Origin of the sequence: Diaphorobacter ruginosibacter (genome assembly GCF_014395975.1) — a bacterium.
Lineage (GTDB): Bacteria > Pseudomonadota > Gammaproteobacteria > Burkholderiales > Burkholderiaceae_C > Diaphorobacter_A > Diaphorobacter_A ruginosibacter.
This window is the reverse complement of sequence record NZ_CP060714.1, coordinates 1,223,145-1,241,417: the sequence shown is the minus strand read 5'-3', so window position 1 is coordinate 1,241,417 and position 18,273 is coordinate 1,223,145. Positions and strand designations below refer to the sequence as shown.

The window sequence follows — 18,273 nt, the reverse complement described above, 5'->3', positions numbered from 1 at the left end:
AATCATTCCTACAATTCACCTCGATTTGCTAATAGATCGCGCAGCCTTGACGCTGAACCCTCGTCCCTGACGAGCCGGTTCCGCGCCCCAACAAACAGCATGTACACAGTCCCGATGTCTCCGTCCATTGCGCCTCAAGGCAATCCATCCGTTGGAGCCTTGATTGCCCGACAAGCCATCGTGGATGCGGAAGGACGTGTCATCGGGCACGAACTGTTCAACCGCTCCCGAAATCACGCCGCGCATACGGCGGCCAGCGACATGATGCTGGCGCTTACCGCCCTCTCCCACGCCGGCCTGCAGGAGCTGATGGGCGAGACGCTGATCTTCGTGAACTGCACGCATGAGAGCCTGGCCCAAGGGCACCTGATGCTGCTCGACCCCGCCAAGGTGGTCCTCGAGATTCCACCGCTGGGCCATACGGCCACCGAGGAAGTGCGGACGCGCCTGCCGATTCTCCAGTCGCTGCATGAGCGCGGGTTTCGCCTCGCATTCAACCATTCGGTGCTCGAGTCGGCCTATGCTGCCTGGCTGCCGCTGGCCGACTTCATCAAGCTCGACGTGTCGAGCCTGCGCATCGAGCAGACCATGGTGTTGGCGAAATATGCGCTGCGCGAAAGCGGCGCGAAGCTGATCGCAGAGAAGATCGAAACCGCGCACCAGCTCGAACTGCTCAGCGAACTGGGCGTGCGGATGTTCCAGGGCTACTGGCTTTCCCGCCCGCAGCTGATGGAAGCGCGGCTCGTGTTTCCCAGCACGGAGAGCGTGACAAGGCTGCAGGGACTGCTGCGACAGCAGGCAGACACCCAGGAGATAGAGTCGCTGGTCAAGCGGGATGCCGCCATGGGTTTCAACCTGCTGCGCCTGGCCTTCACGTCGGGCCTGCTGCCCGCGGGTGGGCCCCAATCCATCGAGCATGCAATCCGCCTGTTGGGCCACAAACGGCTCACTTGCTGGGTCAGCCTGCTGCAGAATTTCCGCGTCACGTCCGAGGAGCCACAGGCCGCCTCCCGGCACGCTGTCGAGCAGGGCCGCTTCATGGAACTGCTGGCCAAGGCCCAGCAGCTACCGCAGTCCGTCAGCGATCAGGCATTTCTTGTGGGGATGATCACGCAGCTGGACCATCTGCTGGACATCCCGCTGGCCTCCATCATCGACCTGCTGCACATGCCACAGGGAGTGCGCGACGCGGCGCTGCAGCAAACGGGCTACCTCGGTGCGTTGCTGGCGCTCGCCCAGGCCTGCGAGGCCGGGGAAGAGGCGGAGCAGCTGCAGTCTGCCGCAGCGCTGGGCCTTTCCTGGCAGCAGTTGAGTGAGGCCCACAGGCTGGCGCAGGACTGGGCCAGCCCCACCTGAAAGCGCCTGCACGCTATCGGTGCGCGCTCATCGCCGAACGTGATTGCCGCCAAGACTTGTCATCATTTCTAAACACATGATCCGGAGGTCAAGCCCTCATGCGGATCAAACAACATGCAAACAAAAAAATAATTCCGTGGAATCTGCTGAAATAAACTGACAAAAGTTGCAAATTTGGACATCCTGCACCTTTTTGACAGTGCGTTTTCAACCATTCCACCGGCCTGAAAAGCCGGTATCGGAACGCGAGGCGTCGTGCGTTCGGGCTCGAAGAGTTTGCAAGCTGAAAACCCATAAAACATGTCGCGTGAACGCGCCGCCAAGTGTGGTGCTTGCGGTCGGTCGCGCGCAACCAGCAACTTCGGGACTACCGCTCATGGCCGACCGCAATACCTACGCAACGCCTGCCCATCCATCGCGCCGCGATGCCCTCCTTCAGTTGGGCGCCCTTGCCGGCGCGGGCCTGACTGCCTCGTGGCCTCACCAGGCTCTGGCCGCTCCGGTTCAGCTCAAGATTGCCGGAGCCTACACCGATGCGCTCTTTCACACCCAGAACCTGCAGCAGTTCGCGCGCGAGGCAAACCAGTCGAGCCAGGGTGCCCTGCAGCTCGAGGTGGTCAGCAACTCCAAGCTGATGCCGATGAACGAGGTGCTGCCCGCCCTGAGCAAGGGCGAGCTGGCGATCGGCGAGATCTTCATGTCCAACTTCAGCAAGCAGTACCCGCTGTTTGCCATCGATTCACTGCCATTCATTGTTCACAGTTTCGATGACGCGCGGCGCCTGTGGGAGCACACCCGCGCGCCCACCGAGGCGCTGCTCAAGAAACAGGGCATCCGCGTGCTCTACGCCGCGCCCTGGCCCGGCCAGGGGCTCTTTGCCCGCAATGCCATCGGCAAGCTCGATGACGTGAAGGGCCAGAAATTCCGCGTCAACAACGATGCGACCAAATACATCGCCGAGGTGGCCGGAGCAACGCCCGTCGACATTCCCGCGAACAACCTGGCCAAGGCCATCCAGGCAGGCCAGATCGACGTGATGGTGACGTCCAGTACCACGGGCGTGGACAGCCAGTCCTGGAATGCCATGGGTGTCTTCATCGACATGCGTGCCTGGATTCCCAAGAACATCATCTGCATGAGCGAGCAGGTCTTTGGCAAGCTGCCGGAGGCGGCTCGCACCGCGCTCGACAATGCCGCCAGACAGGCCGAGGTGCGCGGCTGGCAACTGGCCAAGGATGCCGACAATGCGGCCCAGAAGGTGCTTGCAGAACGCGGCACGAAGATCTCCGGCCCCACCTACGAGCTGCGCCACAAGCTCGACCAGTTGGGCGAGCGCTTCGCCCGTGATTGGTCCGGCAAGGCAGGCGTGGAAAGCGCGAACGCGCTGCTCAGCTACTACTTCGCCAAGAAGCCCTGACCCTCATGCACCAGCCACCGTCAGCCGCGCGGGTGGTGGTCGGCATGCAGCTGCTTGAGTCGCTCGCGCGCCACATGGGTGTAGATGGTGGTCGTGGAAATGTCCGCGTGCCCCAGCAGCAGCTGCACCACGCGCAGGTCGGCCCCGTGGTTCAGCAGATGGGTGGCGAAGGCGTGGCGCAGTGTGTGCGGTGAAAGCGGCGACGTGATGCCCGCGAGTTGCGCGTGCTTCTTCACGATCACCCAGAACATCACGCGCGTCATGGCCGCGCCGCGCTGGGTGACGAACAGGTCGTCGGTCTGCTGCCCTCCCAGGATGGCACCGCGGCTGTCCGCGAGATAACGCTCGATCCAGCGCGCGGCCTCTTGCCCGAAGGGCACGAGGCGTTCCTTTCCGCCCTTGCCGGTGATGCGCAGCACGCCCTCGTTCAGCCCCAGGTGGAAGGTCTTGAGCGTGACGAGCTCGCTCACGCGCAGGCCGCTTGCGTACATCAGCTCCAGCATGGTGCGGTCGCGCAGGCCGAGCATGCTGTCCACGTCGGGCGCACCGAGCAGCGCCTCGACCTGCTGCTGCGACAGGGTCTTGGGCACGCGCAGCGGTTGCCGGGCCGCCTGCAGCCGCACCGTTGGGTCCACTGTGATGCGGCCCTCGCGCAGCGCCCAGTGAAAGTAGCGGCGAAAGACCGTAAGCCGCCGGTTGGCCGACGTGGCCCGCGTCTCGTCATGGCGTGCGGCGAAATAGCCGTTCAGATGCTCCTCGCTCGTCCGGTCGAGCGAGACGGGCGCATCCTGACCGGCAAGCCATGCCGCATACAGCTCCAGGTCGCGCCGGTATGCCGCCAGCGTATTGCGGGACAGCCCGTCCTCGAGCCAGAGGGCGTCTATGAACTGGTCTATGGCGTTCTGGCTTTCTGACATCGAGCGAACATAGCACGTAAAAACGCCACCCCAGGGAGTGGCGTTTCCGTTTCTATCAGAGGATCTCGATAGTATCCGTCTGCCGGCTCAGTCGAGCGTCAGCTTCTGCTTCTTCACGACCTCCTTGTAGACCTCGAACTCGGCCTTGATCTGCTGCGCAAACTGCTCGGGTGTATTGGCAACGATGATCGAGCCGGTATCTTCGATGCGCTTGCGCACGGCCGGATCTTCCAGCGACTTGCGCGTAGCCTCGTTCAGCTTGTCGACCATGTCCTTGGGCATACCCTTGGGGCCCAGGATGCCGTAGTAGGCCAGGCGGTTGACGGGCTCGAGCCCCACTTCCTTGAAGGTTGGCACATTGGGCAGTTCCTTCAGGCGCGTTGGTGCGGACACCACGATCGGCACCAGCTTGCCGGCCTTCACGAAGGGCAGCGCGGACGGCAGGTTGTCGAAGATGATCGGCACCTGGCCGGCCACCACGTCATTGAGCGCAGGGCCCGCACCACGGTAGGGAATGTGCGTCACGAAGGTGCCGGTCAGGCTCTTGTACAACTCCATCAGCATGTGGCCGATGCCGCCCGTGCCCGAAGACCCGTACGAATACTTGCCGGGGTTCTTCTTGAGCTCGGCGATGAAGCCGGCATAGTCCTTGGCCGGGAAGCTGGGATTCACCGCGATGATGTTGGGCGTCGCGGCGATGTTGATGATCGGCGTGAAATCGGTGATCGGGTTGTACGGCGTCTTGGTGTTGATCGCAGGATTCGCGGCCGTCGTCGACACGGTCGCCACGCCCAGCGAATAGCCGTCGGGTGCCGAGCGCGCCGTTTCCGTCGCACCGATCAGGCCGCCGCCCCCGCCCTTGTTGTCCACGATGACCGGTTGGCCCAGGGTCTTGCCCAGCGGATCGGATATCACACGCGCGATGATGTCGGTCGTGCCACCAGGCGCAAATGGAACCACCAGACGGATCGGTTTGGTGGGATATCCATCTGCAAATGATGTGCCAGCGGCCATTGTGAGAGCCAAGGCCATCAAGTGTCGGCGTTGCATATGAGAAGCTCCTCGCAGTCGGTTCAAAGAATTGGATTTCGATGCTAAACGGATGAACCCTCCACCGGGTTTGCTTTTTGGCCCATATTCATCGGGATTTCCCCGATGCCGCGACTGAGCGTGTTCCAGGCTCCGCGCATCACCGGATTCCGCACCATGGCAACCGAGTCCCGCTATGCTGCGCCCCGTGAACTACGCTCAACTGCTGCTGCCGGATTTTTCGCTGATCCTGCTGGGTTTCCTGATCTGCCGCCACACCTTGCTGAACCGCCCGGTCTGGCAATCGGTGGAGATGCTGGTCTACTACCTGCTGTTTCCGACGCTGCTGTTCCAGTCGATCCTCAAGAGCCCCATCCAGCTCGACGCCGCATCGGGCCTGGTTGGCGCCGCCATCGCCCTGGGCGCGCTGGCCGTTGCGATGTCGTACTGCCTGCCCTGGGTGCCGTTGCTCGGCAAGCGCATCGACCGGCGCGATCATGCCGCTGCGGCGCAGGTGGGCTTTCGCTTCAACTCCTACATCATGCTGGCGCTCTCCGACCGCCTGCTGGGCGCCCAGGGCCTGTTGATGATGGCGATGATGATCGGCATCTGCGTGCCGCTGTTCAACATCGCCGCCGTGTGGCCGATGACCCGTGGCTCCGGCCGTGGCTTTCTGGGTGAGCTGGTGCGCAACCCGCTCATCATCGCCACCATTGCGGGCCTGGTCTGCAACTTCGCGGGCCTTTCCATTCCTGCATGGATCGAGCCCGTTTTCACGCGCATCAGCGCGGCATCGCTGGCGCTCGGCCTGATGGCCGCGGGCGCGGGTCTGCAGCTCGGAGAACTGCGGCGCAACAGGGGCCTGAGCCTGTCGCTGCTCGCGATCCGCCACGCCATCCAGCCCCTGCTGGCATGGCTTCTGGCCAGGCTGTTCCGGCTGGACCCGCCCCAGACCCTCGTGCTGATCCTGCTGTCCGCCTCGCCCACGGCGCCTTCCGCCTTCGTGCTGGCCGCGCGCATGGGGTTGAACGGGCCCTACGTGGCGGGCCTGGTGACGCTGTCAACGATGCTGGGGGTGCTGAGCCTGCCGTTTGCGCTGAGCCTCGTGGGATAGACGATCGGAGGGCTGGAGGGCTGGAGGGCTGGATCAGCCCTGCGCCAGCGCCCACTGCACATGCTCACGCACGCACTCGCTGGCGTGTCCGGCACGCGCGAGCAAGGCACTCCGGATTTCGGCATCGTCCGCCTTCGCAAGAGCATTGCCCATGGCCACCGCGATATTGCGCAGCCAGCGCTCATGGCCGATGCGGCGGATGGGGCTGCCTTCCGTGTGCCGCAGGAATTGCGCTTCATCCCATGCGAACAGCCGCACCAGCGTATTGCCCGCGAGCCCCGGCCGCACGTCGAAGTCGGGCAGGCTGCTGCGCTGCGCGAACTTGTTCCAGGGGCATGCGAGCTGGCAGTCGTCGCAACCGTAGATGCGGTTGGCCATCAACGGACGCAATTCGATCGGGATCGAGCCCGCATGCTCGATCGTGAGATAAGAGATGCAGCGCCGGGCATCCACCACGCCCTCGGCCACGATGGCCTGCGTGGGGCACGCGCTCATGCAGGCGGAACAGCTCCCGCAATGGGCCGTCGTGGGTGCGGTCGGCTCAAGCGCCAGATCGACATAGATCTCGCCCAGGAAGAACATCGATCCAGCCTCGCGGTTGAGCACCAGGGTGTGCTTGCCGCGCCAGCCCTGTCCGCTGCGGCTGGCCAGCTCGCACTCGAGCACCGGTGCGGAGTCGGTGAACACCCGGTGGCCGAGCGGCCCGACCGCCTCGCCGATCCGCTCCGAGAGCTTCTGCAGGCGCGACCGAAGCACCTTGTGATAGTCCCGCCCCCGCGCATACATCGACACGATGGCCTCCTGCGGGCGCGCCAGTCGCGAGAACTCGACGGCCTGCCAGCCTTCGGGAACCGTGTCCGGCAGATAGTCCATGCGTGCCGTGATCACGCTCACGGTGCCCGGAACCAGCTCCGCGGGCCGTGCGCGCTTGAGGCCATGGGCCTGCATGTAGTGCATCCCGCCGTGGAATCCGCTCTCGAGCCAGCGCAGCAAACCCGCTTCGGAAGAGGACAAATCGACACCGGCCACGCCAATTTGGGAAAATCCCAGTTCGCGAGCCCAGAGCTGAATTTGAGGAACGAGTTGACTGCTGCACCACATCACCCGCAAATTGTAGAAACAACTGCCACGCCGGCGGCGGGAAATGCCCTGGCGAACGATGCGCCCGCACCGCTCGCGCGCCTGCAATTCACCTGGAACAGCGAGGAAGACACCGCGCACTTCGCGGCCCGGCTGGCCGCCCTGCCCGGCCTGCGCAATGCCTTCCTCACGCTGCACGGCGACCTCGGGGCCGGCAAGACCACCCTGGTTCGCCACCTGCTGCGCGCCCTGGGCGTAACAGGCCGCATCAAGAGTCCGACGTATGCAGTGGTCGAACCGCACCAGGCCGGCAGCCTCGACATCTGGCATTTCGATTTCTATCGGTTCAGCGATCCACGCGAATACGAGGACGCAGGCTTTCGCGACATCTTCGCCACCCCGGGCCTGAAGCTGGCCGAATGGCCCGAAAAAGCGGGATCACTTATCCCACCTTCTGATATAGCTATTTACATTGAAGCACGAAGTGACGAGCTGAGGCAGGTTACGCTTGCCGCCGACACTGCCCACGGGCAGGAATTGCTCCAAGGATTGAACGCATGAACCCGTCGAGAATCACACTCGGCATGAACGCGCCCGCTTGCCCGACAAAGGACCTCGCATGACAGATGAGGCCCCGGTCCATCACTCCCGCCGCTCCCTGCTCCAGGCAGGAACGCTCGTCCTCCTTCTCGGTGCGCAGCAGATCGCACGCGGCGCATCCATCGTCGCCGTCCGCGTATGGCCCTCGCAGGACTACTCGCGCGTGACCATCGAGTCGGACCAGCGCCTGGTCACCAGGCACACGTTCGTCGAAACACCGCCGCGCCTGGCCGTGGATATCGAGGGCATCGACCTCAATCCACAGCTCAAGGAACTGGTCGCCAAGATCCGCCCGGACGACCCCAACATCGCCGGCATCCGCGTGGGCCAGAATGCCCCTGGCGTGGTACGCATGGTCATGGACCTCAAGCATGCGGCGCGTCCCCAGGTTTTCACGCTGACCCCGGTGGCTGCGTATCAATTCCGCCTGGTGTTCGACCTGTACCCGGCCCAGGCGCGCGATCCGCTCGAAGCGCTGATCGCCGAACGCCTGAACGATCCGAAGGCCACGGTGGCCGAGGCCCCGGCCCCCATCGACACGCCTGCGGGAACTCCTTCGGCGCATGATCCGCTCGGTGACCTGATCGCCCAGCGCAGCGAGAAACCGCTGCAGGACCGCCCCCCCGTGGCCGTCGCACAGGCACCTGCACCGCTGCCGCTGCCCGTTCCCGTGCCGCCGCCCGCTGCCACGCCGGCTCCGTCACCCGAGGTGATTGCATCCGCCCCACCGCCTGCGCCCTCGCCCGCCCCGGCTCCTCGCAGGGCGCCCTCGGTTGCGCGCCCCACCGACCGCCTGATCATCGTGGCGCTCGACCCGGGCCACGGCGGCGAAGACCCTGGCGCCACCGGCCCGAGCGGCACGCGCGAGAAGGACATCGTGCTCAAGATCGCCCACCTGCTGCGTGATCGCATCAACGCCACCACGGTGGGCGGCAATCCCATGCGTGCCTTTCTGACACGGGACTCCGATTTCTTCGTGCCGCTGGCCATGCGCGTGGAAAAGGCCCGCCGCGTGCAGGCCGACCTGTTCATGAGCATCCATGCCGACGCCTTCACCACGCCGGCAGCCAAGGGCGCGAGCGTGTTCGCGCTCAGCCAGAGCGGCGCCTCCAGCTCGGCCGCACGCTGGCTGGCCAACAAGGAAAACCAGTCCGACCTGATCGGCGGCATGAACGTCACCTCCCAGGACCGGCACGTTCAGCGCGCACTGCTGGACATGAGCACCACCGCGCAGATCAACGACAGCCTGAAGCTGGGCAGCGTGCTCCTGGGCGAGATCGGGGGATTTGCGAAGCTGCACAAGCCGCGCGTGGAACAGGCCGGGTTTGCCGTGCTCAAGGCCCCGGACATCCCCAGCGTGCTCGTGGAGACGGCCTTCATCAGCAATCCCGACGAAGAAGCCAAGCTGCGCTCCACCGCATACCAGATCCAACTGGCCGATGCCCTGATGCGCGGCATCACCCGCTACTTCGCCAAGAACCCGCCGCTGGCACGCAACCGGTCCGTCTAGGACGCGCGATCCGCAGGGGTAGGTGGGTCCCGTTCCTACAGGCATCGCATCACCGGGCCTACCCCGGCATCCCGGACGCCCGGTGACACTGAAGGCATGAACCGCGACGCCTTGTGAACTCCTTCGCAACGCATCCGTGGTCGACTAGAAGGAGCACACCATGAATGTACGCATCATCCTCTCTACAGTCGCCTGCACCGCAGCCCTGGGTCTGGCAGGCTGTTCCTCGAACCCCACCAATCAGCAGGTCGGCACGGGCGTGGGCGCCGTGGCGGGCGGTGTCGTAGGCAATGCCGTGTTCGGAGGCACACTGGGCACCGTGGGCGGCGCTGCCGCCGGTGCCCTGATCGGCAACGAGGTCGGCAAGGATCGCGACCGCCGTCGCTGAGCGAGACACAGCATGGGGGGGGGGGAGCCACCCCATGCCGTATCGCCTTGCAGCCAACCACACTGTTGGTAACCTTTTCTCAGTAATCTGATTGCCTATCTCGAACGTTGATAGTACATGGGCAGGCATCTGGATCTGCCCCGTCGGAGCGCCGTACATGCTGTCGGCGCATCCGCTTGGCTACCAATGAAAGGGGTACACACATGAAGAACATTCGCATCATCGTCACGACTCTGGCCTGTGCGGCCTCGCTGAGCCTGGTAGGCTGCGCCTCGCGCCCCTCCAATGCGCAAGTGGGTACGGGGGTAGGCGCCGTGGCCGGCGGTCTGGTTGGCAATGCCGTGTTCGGCGGCACACTGGGCACCGTGGGCGGCGCCGCTGCCGGTGCCCTGATCGGCAACGAGGTCGGCAAGAACAGCGACCGCAACAACCGCCGCCATCGCTATTGATGTCTGCACTGCGCAAGTAAAAAACCCCTGGAGCGCATGGCTCCAGGGGTTTTTTTTTGGGCGGTGGCGCGTTCGTCAATGCGATGCCGACGTGGCGGCCTTGTCCGCCCGGCCAGCCTTCCAGGCACCAAAGATGGCAATCAGCCCCGGCACCAGGATCAGGCCCCAGATGATCTTCTCGAGATTCGCGCGCACCCACTCCAGGTTGCCGAAGAAATAGCCCGCTGCAGTGATGCCGATGACCCAGATGAGCGCCCCCACCACATTGAACATCGTGAATTTGGCACGGGTCATGTGCGCAACACCCGCAACAAAGGGTGCGAAGGTACGGATGAAGGGCATGAAGCGCGCGAGGATGATGGTCACGCCGCCATAGCGCTCATAGAAGGCATGCGCCTGGTCGAATGCCTTCTTGTTGAACCAGCGCGAATCCTCCCACTGGAACACCTTGGGCCCCAGATAGCGGCCGATGGTGTAGTTGCACTGGTCTCCGAGGATCGCTGCCGCCAGCAGCACGGGCACGGCGATCGCGAAATTCATCAGCCCCGCGCCGCACATCGCGCCCACGATGAACAGCAGTGAATCGCCCGGCAGAAACGGCATGACGACCACGCCTGTTTCCACGAACACGATGATGAACAACAGGGCATAGACCCACGGTCCATACGTGACCACGAAGGCTTCAAGATGCTTGTCGATGTGCAAAATGAAGTCGATCAAAAAACTGACGATTTCCAATCCAGATCCCCGGTACTGAGAGAAGCCCCGGACTGTAGCGCATCGACGGCATCCACCGGCCCGGGTGGAGATTGGGGCCGGTTCCTGGACAGCCGCAAAGGACATGTCTCAACACTAGAATGGAATCGTGAATGAAGCCAACCTCTCTCCCTCCAGTCCCGAGACTGCGCGCCGCCCGATTCGTGACCTTCCCGACGAGCTGATCAGCCAGATCGCCGCGGGCGAGGTGGTGGAACGCCCCGCATCCGCGGTCCGGGAGCTCGTCGACAACGCACTGGATGCAGGTGCCCGGCAAGTCACCGTGCGGCTGCTGGCCGGCGGCGTCCGGCTGATTTCCGTGGAAGACGACGGGGTCGGCATTCCGCCCGAGGAGCTGCCCGTGGCCCTGCGCCGCCATGCCACCAGCAAGATCAGCAACCTGCACGATCTGGAATCGGTGAACACGATGGGTTTTCGAGGCGAGGCGCTGGCGGCCATCTCCTCCGTGTCGGAGACGGCCCTCCTCTCGCGCACGCAGGACCAGGCGAGCGCCTTCCTGCTCGATGCGCGCAGCGGCGAACTGCGCCCCGCGGCCCGCAGCCGCGGCACGACCGTGGAGGTGAAGGAGCTGTTCTTCTCCACGCCCGCGCGCCGCAAGTTTCTCAAGACCGACGCCACCGAACTGGCCCACTGCGTGGAAGCCGTGCGACGCCATGCGCTGGCCCGCCCCGACGTGGGCTTTGCCATCTGGCACGAAGGCAAGCTGGTCGAGCAGTGGCGCTCCACGCTGGAGACAGCCGACACGGCTGACGAAAACCGGCAACGCGAGGCGCTGGACCGCCGCCTCAGCGATGTGATGGGCGCCGACTTCCTCGAGGACTCGGTCGCCGTGGCTTTCAAGCTCGGCAATGTCACCGTCACGGGACGCGCGGGCCTGCCCGACGCAGCGCGCTCGCGCGCCGATCAGCAGTTCTGCTACGTGAACGGCCGCTTCGTGCGCGACAAGGTGCTCACGCATGCCGCACGCAGCGCCTACGAGGATGTGCTGCACGGGCAGAAGCAGCCGGTCTATGCGCTGTTCGTCGAGATCGATCCGCTGCGCGTCGATGTGAACGTGCACCCCACCAAGATCGAGGTGCGCTTTCGCGACAGCCGCGAAGTGCACCAGGCCGTCCGCCATGCCGTGGAAAATGCGCTGGCCGTGCCGCGCGCTCAGGCGCTGGCGGCAGCCGCAGCAACTTCGGACGCCGCCCCGGGCTCTGTCGGGGCAGCAGCAACCACACCGTTCTCACCCGCGCTTGCGCCCGCTTTCTCTCAGCCGACGGCATCAGGGGCATCGTCCGTCACTGCTCCATCGGCGTGGGCACCTGCCCCCAACTGGAAGGCCCAGGCTGCCATGCCTTTCGAGGAGCGAGTGGGCCACAAGGTGGAGGATCTGCAAGCCCTCTGGGGTGCTCCGCGCGCCATGGCGCAGCCAGGGACGGCTGCGATATCAGCGGCGCCCGATGAAGGAGCCTTCGCCGCTGCGCTCCCTCCGGCTTCCGCCGCAACCGAGGCCGATGCATCGCCATGGCCCCTCGGCCGTGCGGTGGCACAGATCCACGGCGTCTACATCCTCGCCGAGAACGCGCACGGCATGATCATCGTGGACATGCATGCGGCCCATGAGCGCATCGTCTACGAGCGCCTCAAGAGCCAGGTGATCGATGAGTCCGCGCGCATCGCCAGCCAGCCACTGCTGATCCCCGCCACCTTCGCCGCCACGCCGCACGAGGTGGCGGCTGCCGAGTCGCATGGCGAAACCCTGGCACTGCTCGGCATGGAGATAGCGCCCTTCTCTCCACGCACGCTGGCGGTACGCGCCGTGCCAACCGCACTGGCCGCGGGCGACCCCGTGGAGCTCGCGCGCAGCGTCCTGGCCGAATTGTCGCAGCAGGATGCGAGCACGGTGGTGCAGCGCGCCCGCAATGAGATCCTTGCCACCATGGCATGCCATGGCGCCGTTCGCGCGAATCGCCGGCTCACGCTCGACGAGATGAACGCCCTGCTGCGCCAGATGGAAGTGACCGACCGATCGGATCAATGCAACCACGGTCGCCCCACATGGCGCCAACTGACAATGAAGGAGCTGGACGCGCTGTTCCTGCGCGGCCGCTAAACACACCCCAGGGCCGGCTCATCCCCTGCCGTTGTTGCTGTCGTCAGCCTCGTCCTCGTACCAGGGCACGGCATCGCCAATCTCCTGACGCATCCCCCGGCTGGCAGCCACCAATGGGCTGCCGGCCCGGAGCGCTCCCGGCAGGAGCGCTTGCGGCCCCGCCGCCTGCGCGTCCATCCATGCCGATGCTCTCGCACCTCCCACAACACGCGTCGCGGCCGGCCCCGCCAACATGACGGTCGCCGCCATGGCGGTCGCGCTCAATGCGCATGCTCTCGTCATCGCTGTCATCGTCGGCATCTCGGCACTCCTTCCTGACCATCTGCCCGCTTCCTTGTCCGGGCTTTCGTGAACTGTGAACTCCCACGGTGACAGCGCCATGTCCATCCTTGCCCGGAGGCTCGCTTCGTCACCTTGGGTTCGCATCGGTTCAATGCATGCAGCGTGCCAAGTGGCGACGCGACAAAGCACCAATTCAGCGCAATCACTTCACCAATTTCGTGCAAATACAACCCCGTTTTTGATCAAAACAGTAGAGATCTGAGCGTTATAGGTGCATCACTACCATTTTGGTGCATAGCACCATGTCTTTTTGGCATAATGTCGCCTGCACTCCAGCAACACGTTGTCACTAAGTTAGAAGGTTCCGCTTTATGAAGCACGCATCCGTCGGGCAATTCCTCGAACAAGTCGCCCAACGCAACCCAGGCCAACCCGAATTCCTGCAGGCAGTCACCGAAGTGATGGAAAGCCTGTGGCCCTTCATCGAGAAGAATCCGCGCTATGCGGAGCACGGCCTGCTGGAGCGCCTGGTGGAACCCGAGCGCGTGATGATGTTCCGCGTGTCCTGGACCGACGATCACGGCAACGTGCAGGTCAACCGCGGCTTCCGCATTCAGCACAGCATGGCGATCGGCCCCTTCAAGGGCGGCCTGCGCTTCCACCCCTCGGTGAATCTGTCCGTGCTGAAGTTCCTGGCCTTCGAGCAGACCTTCAAGAACGCACTGACCACGCTGCCCATGGGCGGCGGCAAGGGCGGTTCCGACTTCGACCCCAAGGGCAAGAGCCCTTCTGAAGTGATGCGCTTCTGCCAGGCCTTCGTGACCGAACTGTTCCGCCACGTGGGCCCCGACACCGATGTGCCGGCAGGCGACATCGGCGTGGGTGGCCGTGAAGTGGGCTACATGGCCGGCATGTACAAGAAACTGGCCAACAGCGCCGCCTCGGTGTTCACCGGCAAGGGCCTGGCCTTCGGCGGCTCGCTGATCCGCCCCGAGGCAACGGGCTACGGCACGGTCTATTTCGCGGACGAAATGCTGAAGACCCGCGGCAAGAGCTTCGACGGCATGCGCGTCTCCGTGTCCGGCTCGGGCAACGTGGCGCAGTATGCGGTGGAAAAGGCCATGCAACTGGGCGCCAAGGTGGTGACCGTGTCCGACTCCTCGGGCACCGTGATCGACGAAGAGGGCTTCACCACGGAGAAGCTGGCCGTCCTCATGGAAATCAAGAACCACCTGTACGGCCGCGTGAACGACTATGCCGCCCGTGTGGGTGCCAAGTTCGAAGCAGGTGTGCGCCCATGGCATGTTCCGGTGGATATCGCACTGCCCTGCGCGACGCAGAACGAGCTCGACGAAAACGACGCCAAGGTGCTGATCAAGAACGGCGTGGTCTGCGTGGCCGAAGGCGCCAACATGCCGTCCACCATCGAGGCTGCCAAGGCCTTCGAGGCTGCCGGCGTGCTGTACGCACCGGGCAAGGCCTCGAACGCCGGCGGCGTGGCGACCTCCGGCCTCGAAATGAGCCAGAACGCAATGCGCCTGTCGTGGAACCGCGAGGAAGTGGATGCACGCCTGCTGCAGATCATGCAGAACATCCACGCAGCCTGCCTGAAGCACGGCAAGCGCGCCGACGGCACCGTGAGCTACATCGACGGCGCGAACATTGCCGGCTTCGTGAAGGTGGCCGACGCGATGATCGCCCAGGGCGTGATCTGATCCTCATCCCATCAAAAACCGATCACCTCTGCCCCCCTAAAAGACCGCCCTTCGAGGCGGTTTTTTTATTGGAACGCCTTAGACAATTTGCTCAGCGCTGGGTCGCCAATAAAAGGCCACCGGCCCCCATGAAGAAACCGCCGGTTGCGCGATTGAGCCGGATCACGCCCTTGGGCGTGCGGATCCAGCGCCTGATCTGCCTTCCGCAGGACGCGTAGACCAGCGTAGAGACATACTCCGCCATCAGGTAGATCGAGCCGAGCACCAGGAACTGCTGCGCGGCTGGCTTCGATGGATCGATGAACTGCGGGAAGATGGCTGCGAACAGGATGATGGCCTTGGGATTGGTGATACCGAGCAGAAACTCCTGCATCGCCAGCGTCTTCACGGAGTAATGCTTTGCCTCGGCCGATGCCGTGCCATCCCCGTTCTCGATCATCGCCGCGCCACCAAAATCGCGGCTGCGCCAGGCCTTCCAGCCAATCCAGAACAGGTAGACCGCACCGATCCACTTCACCGCCAGGAACGCCGTTTCAGAGGCCAGCAGCATCGCACCCAGCCCGATGGCCGACACGGCCAGAAAGATCGCGAAGGCGGCGACGCGGCCCGTGGTCGCCATCAGCGCCGGCACGACACCTGCCCGGATGCCGTTGTTGAGCCCGCAGAAATTGTTGGGGCCCGGCGTGAGTGAGATGGCAATGGAAACGGGAATGAAGAGGAGCGCATCCATGATCGTCCTGCCTTAGGAATATGGGGTCTGCGAAGTGTAATACTTGGCCTGCCTTTGTGTTGGTACTGCTGCACTCCGCCAGGAACCCCGCCCCTTTTCAATTCAGGAGACAAAAACCATGCGTCATTCCCACGCCCATCCCCACCCCCATTCCCGCTCTCTCGTCGCGCTCACGCTCTCCATCGCGGCAGGCACCGGCCTGCTGGTGGGCTCCGCAGCGCAGGCCGGGCCGCGCCTGGACAAAATCATGCAGACAAAGACGCTGCGTGTCGGCACGACCGGCGACTATCGCCCCTTCGCGATCAAGACGGATGCCGGCTACAGCGGCCACGACGTCGACGTGATCGAGGCCATGGCCAAGGAAATGGGCGTGAAGATCGAGTGGGTGCCAACCACATGGCCGCAGCTCATGCCGGACCTGAAGGCCGATCGCTACGACGTCGCCGTGGGCGGCATCACCCGCAACGTGGCACGCATTACGCAGGCAGACATGCTGCCGGGCTACGCGCCATTCGGCAAGGTGGCCCTGGTGCGCAATGCCGACAAACAGAAGTTCACCACGCCGGAAAGCCTCAACCAGGGCAGCGTTCGCGTCATCAAGAACCCTGGCGGCACGAACGAGGCCTATGTACTGCAGAACCTCACGGCGGCGCAGGTCAGCACGCACGACAAGAACGCCGAAATCCCTGCCCTGATTGCCGAGGGCAAGGGCGACGTGATGATCACGGAGACCTACGAGGCACTGCACTACGCACACACCGATCCCCGCCTGCACGCCGCGTTTCTCGACAAGCCCTTGACGCCGGTGAACATGCTGGGGTTCATGTTTCCTGCGGATGACGCAGACTATGCACGGGTGCTGCGCTTCACCTGGAATCAGATCGATCATCGCGGCGGCTTGAAGGCATCGGCACAGAAGTGGTTGAAGTGATATTGGAAAATTCACTCAATAAGTTCGGTCCTGATCTCCAGTCTGTACGCGCCAAGAGTGTGATTCCTCGTAAAATCGCGCATTCACGCAACTGCTGAGCTGGATTCCCATCCACGCGACCGGCTGAATCCGTGTCACAGCAACCTCTGCCACCGATGACCTCACAGGGCCCTGTTCCACTTAGCGAACTCTCACAGTGGCAGTTGTTGCGCCAGGATCTGGGCCTTTCCCTGCGCCAATGGCCACTGTGGATGCATCTGGGCTGGCAGGATCTGCTGCGGCAGTACCGCCGTTCGTTTCTCGGACCGACCTGGATCGCCATCAATATGGCGATCTTCACTGCAGCATTCGGCTGGATCGGGGCACAGTTGTTCAATCAGGACACGAAGACCTACATTCCCTACTTCTGTCTTGGCAATATCTTTTTCGGGTTTCTCACGTCCATGTTCAACGATGGATGCAAAACCTACATCGATGCTGCCCCTTTCCTGAAGCAGGCCTCCTACCCGAAATTCACATTCGTCTTTCGTGTGGTGTGGCGTAACCTGCTGCTGCTCGCCCACCAAATCCCGCTGATTCTGGTCGTGCTCTGGTACGGGGGACTTCTGCAAGGCGTGCTTTGGCATGTCTGGTTGGCAGGGTTTGTCCTGAGCACCATCGGCGCCACCCTGGTGCTCGCAATACTTGCAGCCATAGCCACCCGATTTCGCGACGTCCCCATGGTGGTGAGCAGCATTCTCCAAATCGCCTTCTTCGTCACGCCCGTGATGTGGCAAAGCAGCCAACTGACCACATCGCGAGCCCATCTGCTCACAACGCTCAATCCGCTGGCGGCCTGGCTGGAGCTCATGCGCGCGCCGCTCCTTGGGAAAATACCATCCGCTACGGCATTCCTGGCAGCAGGGAGCACTTTCTGCGTCCTTCTGGTGCTGTGCGTGGGACTCTATCTCGCAGTGCGTCGACGCATCAACTATTGGCTGTGAGCGCAGATCCGCGATGAAACCCTTTATCCAGCTCACCGATGTCGAAATAGAGTTTCCGGTTTTCGACGCACAAAGCATCGGTCTCATCAACACAGTGATGCGCTTCACGGGCATGCCGCGCAGCCAGGCTTCGTCCCCGGCACCTATTCGCACCGTGCAGGCGCTGCGCGGTATCAACCTGGAACTTCGGTCCGGCGACCGCATTGGCTTGATCGGCCACAACGGGGCCGGCAAGTCGACGTTGCTGCGCGTGCTCTCTGGAGTCTATGAACCCGTCCAAGGTCACATCCGGCAGTATGGGACTGTGTCTGCGCTCACAGACATCACGCTCGGCATGGATGCCGAAGCCTCGGGACAGGACTTCATCATCACGCGCGGAATCGTGATGGGCCTGTCCCGACGCGAAGCCCGTGCCATGGTGGAAGAGATCGGCGCATTCACCGAATTGAGCGAGCGCTTGCACATGCCCGTCCGCACGTACTCCACCGGCATGCTGCTCAAACTGGCGTTTGCCGTGGCGACCACGATCACGCCGGATATTCTGTTGATGGATGAGGTCGTCGGCGCTGGCGACGCCAAATTTCAGGAGCGTGCACAGAAGCGGCTGCACGACCTCATGTCGCGCGTAAGCATTCTTGTAGTTGCCAGCCACAACGAGCACTTGCTCAAGTCATTCTGCTCTCACGCATTGGTGCTGGACCACGGCCGCATTGCCTGTCGCGGCACTGTCGACGAATGCCTTGCCTTCTATCACGCTGCTGAATGAACCAAAAGTCTTGCGATGCAGTGGTAACGGCATACCACTGCGCCCGTTAGAGTGCTACGCTTGCAAGCAATTGTCACACGGCGGCAAGCGCCAGCGCAGGGCTTGACCGCCTACCCGCCACTCACCGGGCT

The 18,273-nt window shown here is 63.6% G+C and carries 18 protein-coding genes; 12 read left to right on the top strand and 6 right to left on the bottom strand.

Translation table 11 applies throughout. From position 1 onward, the window contains the following. Window positions 1-159: 159 nt before the first annotated feature. Together H9K76_RS05700 and H9K76_RS05695 are read left to right on the top strand one after the other, a co-directional pair. Window positions 160-1,356: an EAL and HDOD domain-containing protein gene (locus H9K76_RS05700; RefSeq protein ID WP_343066303.1), complete on the top strand. Its 1,197-nt coding sequence runs from the start codon at window positions 160-162 to the stop codon at window positions 1,354-1,356. 376 nt (window positions 1,357-1,732) lie between these two features. Next, window positions 1,733-2,773, top strand: a complete 1,041-nt coding sequence (locus H9K76_RS05695) for a TRAP transporter substrate-binding protein (RefSeq protein ID WP_187598637.1) — start codon at window positions 1,733-1,735, stop codon at window positions 2,771-2,773. A gap of 20 nt (window positions 2,774-2,793) precedes the next feature. On the opposite strand, the gene xerD is transcribed toward H9K76_RS05695, so the two are convergent. Together xerD and H9K76_RS05685 are read right to left on the bottom strand one after the other, a co-directional pair. Next, window positions 2,794-3,690, bottom strand: a complete 897-nt coding sequence (xerD, locus tag H9K76_RS05690) for a site-specific tyrosine recombinase XerD (protein ID WP_187598635.1) — start codon at window positions 3,688-3,690, stop codon at window positions 2,794-2,796. An 87-nt stretch (window positions 3,691-3,777) separates the two neighbouring features. Continuing rightward, window positions 3,778-4,740: a tripartite tricarboxylate transporter substrate binding protein BugE gene (locus H9K76_RS05685; RefSeq protein ID WP_187598633.1), complete on the bottom strand. Its 963-nt coding sequence runs from the start codon at window positions 4,738-4,740 to the stop codon at window positions 3,778-3,780. A 175-nt stretch (window positions 4,741-4,915) separates the two neighbouring features. Between H9K76_RS05685 and H9K76_RS05680 the strand changes: the two genes are divergently transcribed. Further along, window positions 4,916-5,833 (top strand): AEC family transporter, encoded by a 918-nt coding sequence (locus H9K76_RS05680; RefSeq protein ID WP_187598631.1) that lies wholly within the window; start codon window positions 4,916-4,918, stop codon window positions 5,831-5,833. A 33-nt stretch (window positions 5,834-5,866) separates the two neighbouring features. Here the strand turns inward: H9K76_RS05680 and queG are convergent, their stop codons facing one another. Further along, window positions 5,867-6,934 carry a tRNA epoxyqueuosine(34) reductase QueG gene (queG, locus tag H9K76_RS05675; RefSeq protein WP_246475330.1) on the bottom strand — a complete coding sequence of 356 codons (1,068 nt, stop codon included), beginning with the start codon at window positions 6,932-6,934 and terminating at the stop codon, window positions 5,867-5,869. Here queG and tsaE point away from each other — a divergent pair. The 4 genes from tsaE (at window position 6,917) to H9K76_RS05655 (ending at window position 9,860) form a co-directional block, all read left to right on the top strand. Further along, a complete protein-coding gene (gene tsaE / locus H9K76_RS05670; RefSeq protein ID WP_246475329.1) occupies window positions 6,917-7,474 on the top strand; it encodes a tRNA (adenosine(37)-N6)-threonylcarbamoyltransferase complex ATPase subunit type 1 TsaE in 558 nt (185 codons plus the stop codon). The genes queG and tsaE overlap by 18 nt on opposite strands. Before the next feature lie 58 nt (window positions 7,475-7,532). Continuing rightward, window positions 7,533-9,023 carry an N-acetylmuramoyl-L-alanine amidase gene (locus H9K76_RS05665; protein WP_187598625.1) on the top strand — a complete coding sequence of 497 codons (1,491 nt, stop codon included), beginning with the start codon at window positions 7,533-7,535 and terminating at the stop codon, window positions 9,021-9,023. A 160-nt stretch (window positions 9,024-9,183) separates the two neighbouring features. Then, window positions 9,184-9,411, top strand: a complete 228-nt coding sequence (locus H9K76_RS05660; RefSeq protein WP_187598623.1) for a glycine zipper 2TM domain-containing protein — start codon at window positions 9,184-9,186, stop codon at window positions 9,409-9,411. A gap of 203 nt (window positions 9,412-9,614) precedes the next feature. After that, complete coding sequence (locus H9K76_RS05655) at window positions 9,615-9,860, top strand: glycine zipper 2TM domain-containing protein (RefSeq protein ID WP_187598621.1); 246 nt, start codon at window positions 9,615-9,617, stop codon at window positions 9,858-9,860. Window positions 9,861-9,935: 75 nt separating this feature from the next. Here H9K76_RS05655 and H9K76_RS05650 read toward each other — a convergent pair whose 3' ends face one another. Continuing rightward, on the bottom strand, window positions 9,936-10,598 hold the full coding sequence (locus tag H9K76_RS05650) for a DedA family protein (RefSeq protein WP_187598619.1): 663 nt from the start codon (window positions 10,596-10,598) through the stop codon (window positions 9,936-9,938). 127 nt (window positions 10,599-10,725) lie between these two features. Between H9K76_RS05650 and mutL the strand changes: the two genes are divergently transcribed. Continuing rightward, complete coding sequence (mutL, locus tag H9K76_RS05645) at window positions 10,726-12,735, top strand: DNA mismatch repair endonuclease MutL (RefSeq protein ID WP_187598617.1); 2,010 nt, start codon at window positions 10,726-10,728, stop codon at window positions 12,733-12,735. A gap of 18 nt (window positions 12,736-12,753) precedes the next feature. Here the strand turns inward: mutL and H9K76_RS05640 are convergent, their stop codons facing one another. Next, the gene (locus H9K76_RS05640; protein ID WP_187598615.1) at window positions 12,754-13,017 is read right to left on the bottom strand and encodes a hypothetical protein; all 264 of its coding nucleotides are present in this window, start codon (window positions 13,015-13,017) and stop codon (window positions 12,754-12,756) included. Between the two features lie 371 nt (window positions 13,018-13,388). Here H9K76_RS05640 and gdhA point away from each other — a divergent pair, with 371 nt between their 5' ends. Continuing rightward, a complete protein-coding gene (gene gdhA / locus H9K76_RS05635; RefSeq protein WP_187598614.1) occupies window positions 13,389-14,732 on the top strand; it encodes an NADP-specific glutamate dehydrogenase in 1,344 nt (447 codons plus the stop codon). Window positions 14,733-14,823: 91 nt separating this feature from the next. Here the strand turns inward: gdhA and H9K76_RS05630 are convergent, their stop codons facing one another. Next, entirely contained in the window at window positions 14,824-15,462 is a 639-nt protein-coding gene (locus H9K76_RS05630) for a LysE family translocator (protein WP_187598612.1), read from the bottom strand. 118 nt (window positions 15,463-15,580) lie between these two features. Between H9K76_RS05630 and H9K76_RS05625 the strand changes: the two genes are divergently transcribed. The 3 genes from H9K76_RS05625 to H9K76_RS05615 all read left to right on the top strand — a co-directional run bounded on the left by H9K76_RS05625 (window position 15,581) and on the right by H9K76_RS05615 (window position 18,142). After that, the gene (locus tag H9K76_RS05625; protein WP_187598610.1) at window positions 15,581-16,393 is read left to right on the top strand and encodes a transporter substrate-binding domain-containing protein; all 813 of its coding nucleotides are present in this window, start codon (window positions 15,581-15,583) and stop codon (window positions 16,391-16,393) included. A gap of 155 nt (window positions 16,394-16,548) precedes the next feature. Then, window positions 16,549-17,376, top strand: a complete 828-nt coding sequence (locus H9K76_RS05620; RefSeq protein WP_187598608.1) for an ABC transporter permease — start codon at window positions 16,549-16,551, stop codon at window positions 17,374-17,376. 13 nt (window positions 17,377-17,389) lie between these two features. Further along, window positions 17,390-18,142, top strand: coding sequence for an ABC transporter ATP-binding protein (locus H9K76_RS05615; RefSeq protein WP_187598606.1), 753 nt, complete (start codon window positions 17,390-17,392; stop codon window positions 18,140-18,142). Window positions 18,143-18,273 lie beyond the last annotated feature (131 nt).

Bases quoted from the DNA above. Each gene is read 5' to 3' on its own strand.
- H9K76_RS05695 (WP_187598637.1), top strand. From the start codon at position 1,733: ATGGCCGACCGCAATACCTACGCAACGCCTGCCCATCCATCGCGCCGC.
- xerD (WP_187598635.1), bottom strand. From the start codon at position 3,690: ATGTCAGAAAGCCAGAACGCCATAGACCAGTTCATAGACGCCCTCTGG.
- H9K76_RS05685 (WP_187598633.1), bottom strand. From the start codon at position 4,740: ATGCAACGCCGACACTTGATGGCCTTGGCTCTCACAATGGCCGCTGGC.
- H9K76_RS05680 (WP_187598631.1), top strand. From the start codon at position 4,916: ATGCTGCGCCCCGTGAACTACGCTCAACTGCTGCTGCCGGATTTTTCG.
- queG (WP_246475330.1), bottom strand. From the start codon at position 6,934: ATGTGGTGCAGCAGTCAACTCGTTCCTCAAATTCAGCTCTGGGCTCGC.
- H9K76_RS05665 (WP_187598625.1), top strand. From the start codon at position 7,533: ATGACAGATGAGGCCCCGGTCCATCACTCCCGCCGCTCCCTGCTCCAG.
- H9K76_RS05660 (WP_187598623.1), top strand. From the start codon at position 9,184: ATGAATGTACGCATCATCCTCTCTACAGTCGCCTGCACCGCAGCCCTG.
- H9K76_RS05655 (WP_187598621.1), top strand. From the start codon at position 9,615: ATGAAGAACATTCGCATCATCGTCACGACTCTGGCCTGTGCGGCCTCG.
- H9K76_RS05640 (WP_187598615.1), bottom strand. From the start codon at position 13,017: ATGACGAGAGCATGCGCATTGAGCGCGACCGCCATGGCGGCGACCGTC.
- gdhA (WP_187598614.1), top strand. From the start codon at position 13,389: ATGAAGCACGCATCCGTCGGGCAATTCCTCGAACAAGTCGCCCAACGC.
- H9K76_RS05630 (WP_187598612.1), bottom strand. From the start codon at position 15,462: ATGGATGCGCTCCTCTTCATTCCCGTTTCCATTGCCATCTCACTCACG.
- H9K76_RS05625 (WP_187598610.1), top strand. From the start codon at position 15,581: ATGCGTCATTCCCACGCCCATCCCCACCCCCATTCCCGCTCTCTCGTC.
- H9K76_RS05620 (WP_187598608.1), top strand. From the start codon at position 16,549: ATGACCTCACAGGGCCCTGTTCCACTTAGCGAACTCTCACAGTGGCAG.
- H9K76_RS05615 (WP_187598606.1), top strand. From the start codon at position 17,390: ATGAAACCCTTTATCCAGCTCACCGATGTCGAAATAGAGTTTCCGGTT.